The sequence below is a fragment of the Spirillospora sp. NPDC049652 genome, assembly GCF_040675125.1.
GTDB lineage: Bacteria > Actinomycetota > Actinomycetes > Streptosporangiales > Streptosporangiaceae > Spirillospora.
The window spans coordinates 1-3,898 of the sequence record NZ_JBFAOF010000712.1; the positions used below are offsets into that span (position 1 = coordinate 1).

The 3,898-nt window shown below is 73.9% G+C and carries 4 protein-coding genes and 1 pseudogene; 3 read left to right on the forward strand and 2 right to left on the reverse strand.

All coding sequences use genetic code 11. The features are described from left to right. Positions 1-212: inositol monophosphatase family protein (locus tag AB0J52_RS31150; protein WP_500186305.1), on the forward strand; the 212-nt coding region annotated here is incomplete at its 5' end. A gap of 170 nt (positions 213-382) precedes the next feature. Here AB0J52_RS31150 and AB0J52_RS31155 read toward each other — a convergent pair. Beyond that, positions 383-559 carry a hypothetical protein gene (locus tag AB0J52_RS31155; protein ID WP_199486500.1) on the reverse strand — a complete coding sequence of 59 codons (177 nt, stop codon included), beginning with the start codon at positions 557-559 and terminating at the stop codon, positions 383-385. A 186-nt stretch (positions 560-745) separates the two neighbouring features. On the opposite strand from AB0J52_RS31155, the gene AB0J52_RS31160 reads away from it, so the two are divergent. Then, positions 746-1,399 (forward strand): response regulator transcription factor, encoded by a 654-nt coding sequence (locus AB0J52_RS31160; protein WP_500186308.1) that lies wholly within the window; start codon positions 746-748, stop codon positions 1,397-1,399. 395 nt (positions 1,400-1,794) lie between these two features. Further along, a complete protein-coding gene (locus tag AB0J52_RS31165; protein WP_500186309.1) occupies positions 1,795-2,964 on the forward strand; it encodes a sensor histidine kinase in 1,170 nt (389 codons plus the stop codon). A gap of 81 nt (positions 2,965-3,045) precedes the next feature. On the opposite strand, the pseudogene AB0J52_RS31170 reads toward AB0J52_RS31165, so the two are convergent. Continuing rightward, positions 3,046-3,898 (reverse strand): annotated as a pseudogene (locus AB0J52_RS31170) (hypothetical protein); the annotation flags it as partial.

Genomic DNA, 3,898 nt, shown 5'->3' on the forward strand with positions numbered 1-3,898 from the left:
CGCTGGCCGCCGGACGCCTCGACGCCTACTACGAGCGCGGCGTCCAGGCCTGGGACGTCGCGGCGGGCGCGCTGATCGTCGAGGAGGCGGGCGGACGCGTCCAGGGGCTCGCTGGAGCGCCCGTGAGCCCCGAGCTGTGCATCGCCGCCGCTCCCGACCTGTTCGACGCCCTGCACGCCGTTCTGGCCCCGCTGGACCCCGCCAGGGACTGACGGAGGCCGCGCCTGGACGTCCTGAAAGGCCCTGAAAGGTCGTGGTCGTCGCTGCGGCCGGGAGGCGCGGCAGGCGGCCGGGAGGCGCGGCAAGGGAGCGGGGCCCCGGACGCTAGGGGAGTCCGGGGCCCCTTCATGCGTTCACGCAGCGGGGGTTGCCGAACCGGGGGCTAATCGCACCGGGGTGCGTCGATACCGATGTCGTTGTTCGCTGCGATCCGGCGCAGTTCCTTGATCTCCTCCTGGCTGATGTCCACCAGGTAGATGTCGCCTTCTGCGTGGGCGTGGCGCAGCGACTCGTAAGCGTTGTCGAGACGCTGCTGGATCTGGCGTGACAGCTCGCCCATGGGCCTCCTCCCGGATCGGACCGTCCCTACCCACGCCTACGCTTGACTCAAACCTGTTTCCGAGCGCGAATGCGCCGTGTGGCCGGGGCGGCACCGTCCGGCCCCGGCGGGCCCCTTACGAGGCTCTTACGGGCCCTGTGGCATACCGGAGGGGTAGTGCGAGGGGCGCACATCGAGGGGGAGTTCGTGAGGGTTCTGGTCGTCGAGGACGAGCGGGTGCTCGCCGACGCCATCGCCACGGGCCTGCGCCGCGAGGCGCTGGCGGTGGACGTGGCCTACGACGGCGCGGGCGCGCTGGAGCGGACCGGCGTCAACGAGTACGACGTCGTCGTGCTCGACCGCGACCTGCCCAAGGTGCACGGCGACGACGTGTGCAAGCAGCTGGTCGCCCAGCGGTATCCGGCGCGCATCCTGATGCTGACCGCGGCGGGCGAGCTCGACCAGCGCGTCGAGGGCCTGTCCATCGGCGCCGACGACTACCTGCCGAAGCCGTTCGCGTTCACCGAGCTGGTCGCCCGGGTGCGGGCGCTCGGCCGGCGGGCGTCCGCGCCGCTGCCGCCCGTCCTGGAGCGCTCGGGGATCACCCTCGACCCGTCCCGGCGGGAGGTCACCCGCGACGGCCGGCCGATCGAGCTGACCCGCAAGGAGTTCGCCGTGCTGGAGGTGCTGATGGGCGCCGAGGGCGCGGTGGTCAGCTCCGAGCAGCTGCTGGAGAAGGCGTGGGACGAGCACATCGACCCGTTCACCAACGTGGTGCGGGTGACGATGATGACGCTGCGCAAGAAGCTCGGCGACCCGCCCGTCATCGAGACCGTCCCGGGCGTGGGGTACCGGCTGTGAGCGCGGCCGAGCCCGGCCGGGGCGAGGCCCCGGCGCACGTCCCCGGCGACGCCTCGGCGCAGCTCCCCGGCGATGCCCCGGCACCGGTCCCGGGGGACGCCTCGGCGCCGGGGGCGGGCGACGCGTCCGCCTCGGGCAACGGCGCGGGCCGCCGGGAGAGCCCCGGAAGGGGCCCGGACAGGGGCGCCGACAAGGACATGGACGGCTCGCCCTTCGACCCCGCCAAGGCCGGCGGGCCCTCGCCGGTGCGGCCCTCGGTGACCCCGCCCGGCGCGTCCGCCGGACGGCCCCCGGGCAACGGCGGCGGCGCGGGTCCCGGCTCCGGGGGCCCCGGCGGGCCCGGCGACACCGGGCCCAACGGCCACGTGGGCGTCGTGACGACCGGCTCGTTCGCCATGCCGGGGGACCGGCCCGCCGAGACCAGGAACGGCGAGGGCTCCTCGCTGCTGGCCGACCTGCGCTCCCTGCCGAACCGGATCAGCGTCCGGCTGCGGCTGACCGTCCTGTACGGCGCGCTGTTCTTCCTGGCCGGGGTGCTGCTGCTGTTCGTCACCTACCTCCTGCTGCGGTCGGTGCTCGACTCGGTGTTCCCGGCCGGCACCGGCATCCGCTACCCGGACGGCAGCTACATCTCGTCCGAGGCGATCCGCGACCTGGCCATGCGGCGGATGCTGATCCGCTCGCTGCTGGCGCTGCTCGGCGTCGGCATCATCGCGGTCGTGATGGGCTACTTCGTCGCAGACCGGGCGCTGTCCCCGCTGCAGCGGGTCACCGCGACCGCGCGCCGCCTCTCGGAGTCCACGCTGCACGAGCGGATCGCGCTGGACGGCCCCGAGGACGAGATCAAGGAGCTCGCCGACACCTTCGACGCGATGCTGGAACGGCTCAGCGACGCGTTCGACACGCAGCGGCGGTTCGTCGGCAACGCCTCGCACGAGCTGCGCACCCCGTTGGCGATCAACCGGACGCTGCTGGAGGTCGCGCTCACCGATCCGGAGGTCTCCGACGACCTGCGGACGGTCGGCCGGACGCTGCTGGCCAACAACGCCCGGCACGAGCGGCTCATCGAGGGCCTGCTGCTGCTCGCCCGCAGCGAGCGCGAGCTGACCACGCGCACCCCGGCCGACCTGTCGGAGGTCGCCGCGACCGTGCTGACGAACGTGGAGCGCCGCGAGCAGCCGAACGAGGTCACCGTGCACCGCGAGCTGACCAGCGGCACCACGCTCGGCGACCCCGTCCTGCTGGAGCACCTGGTCGGCAACCTGGTGGACAACGCGATCAAGCACAACTCCGACGGCGGCGAGGTCTGGGTCCGCACCGGCGTGCTGTCGGGGTACGCGACCGTCCAGGTGGAGAACACCGGCCCGGCCGTGCCCGCCTACGAGATCGAGCGGCTCTTCGAGCCGTTCCGGCGGCTGAACGCCGACCGGCTGGAGTCCGCCAAGGGCGCCGGGCTGGGGCTGTCGATCGTCCGGTCGGTGGTGGTGGCCCACCGGGGCCGCGTCTACGCCGCGCCGCGCCAGGGCGGCGGCCTGGTGATCACCGTCCGGCTGCCGCTCGCCTGAGCGCGGCTCCCGGAGAGACGCGAACGGTGGGCGGCCCGGCCGGAGCCGGACCGCCCACCGCTCATCCGCCGAACGTGCGGGCTACTTGCTGACCGTGCCGAACGCGTCCGGGCTGGCCTCGGACTGCTTCTCCCGCCAATCCCAGCGCATCGTCTTCAGCGTCAGGATGTCCCCGCTGGTCGGGTAGAAGGTCACGAACCCGGCCGCGCACTGCGAGGGGGCGCTGATCATCGGGGTCTCCTGGAAGACCACCTTGCCGCTGGACGCGGTGCCGGAGATCGCCGCGAGCCGCGTGTAGCAGGTGTTCTTGCCGTCCGGGTAGGTGTAGGTCGCCGTCCCGGACGAGTAGATGATCGCGAACTTCGCGGTGAAGTTGCGGCGGGACGGGTCCTTCACCCCCGGCTGCTGGGCCGGGCCCGACCACACGCCGACGATGCCGGTGTTGAGCGTCTTGCCGGACGTCGAGGGCGCGGAGTACGGCGTGTACGACGGGGCGCTGAACGTCGGGCGCGGCGTCGGGTCGTCGCCCTTGGACGCGACCACGGCGATCACGACGACGATGATCGCGACCAGCGCGAGGACGCCGCAGCCGATGCCGATCGCGAGCGGCGCGTTCGACCCGCCCGACTTCGGCGGCGGGCCGAACCCCGGTCCCGTGGGCGAGGTCGGCGGCCCGTAGGCGGGCGGGCGCTGGCCCTGCTGCGGCGGGGCCCCCTGGTACATCGGCATCGGCGGCGGCGTGATCGGCTGCGGCGGCGGGGTGACCGGCCCCGCGCCACCCTGCCCCTGGTAGCCGCCTTGCCCCTGGTAGCCGCCCTGGCCCTGGTAACCGCCCTGCTGGCCCTGGTAGCCCCCCTGGTGCAGGGGCATGGGCGGCGGGGTGATCTGCTGGCCGCCGCCGTAGGGCGAGGGGGGCGGCGCGTGCCGCGCGGGC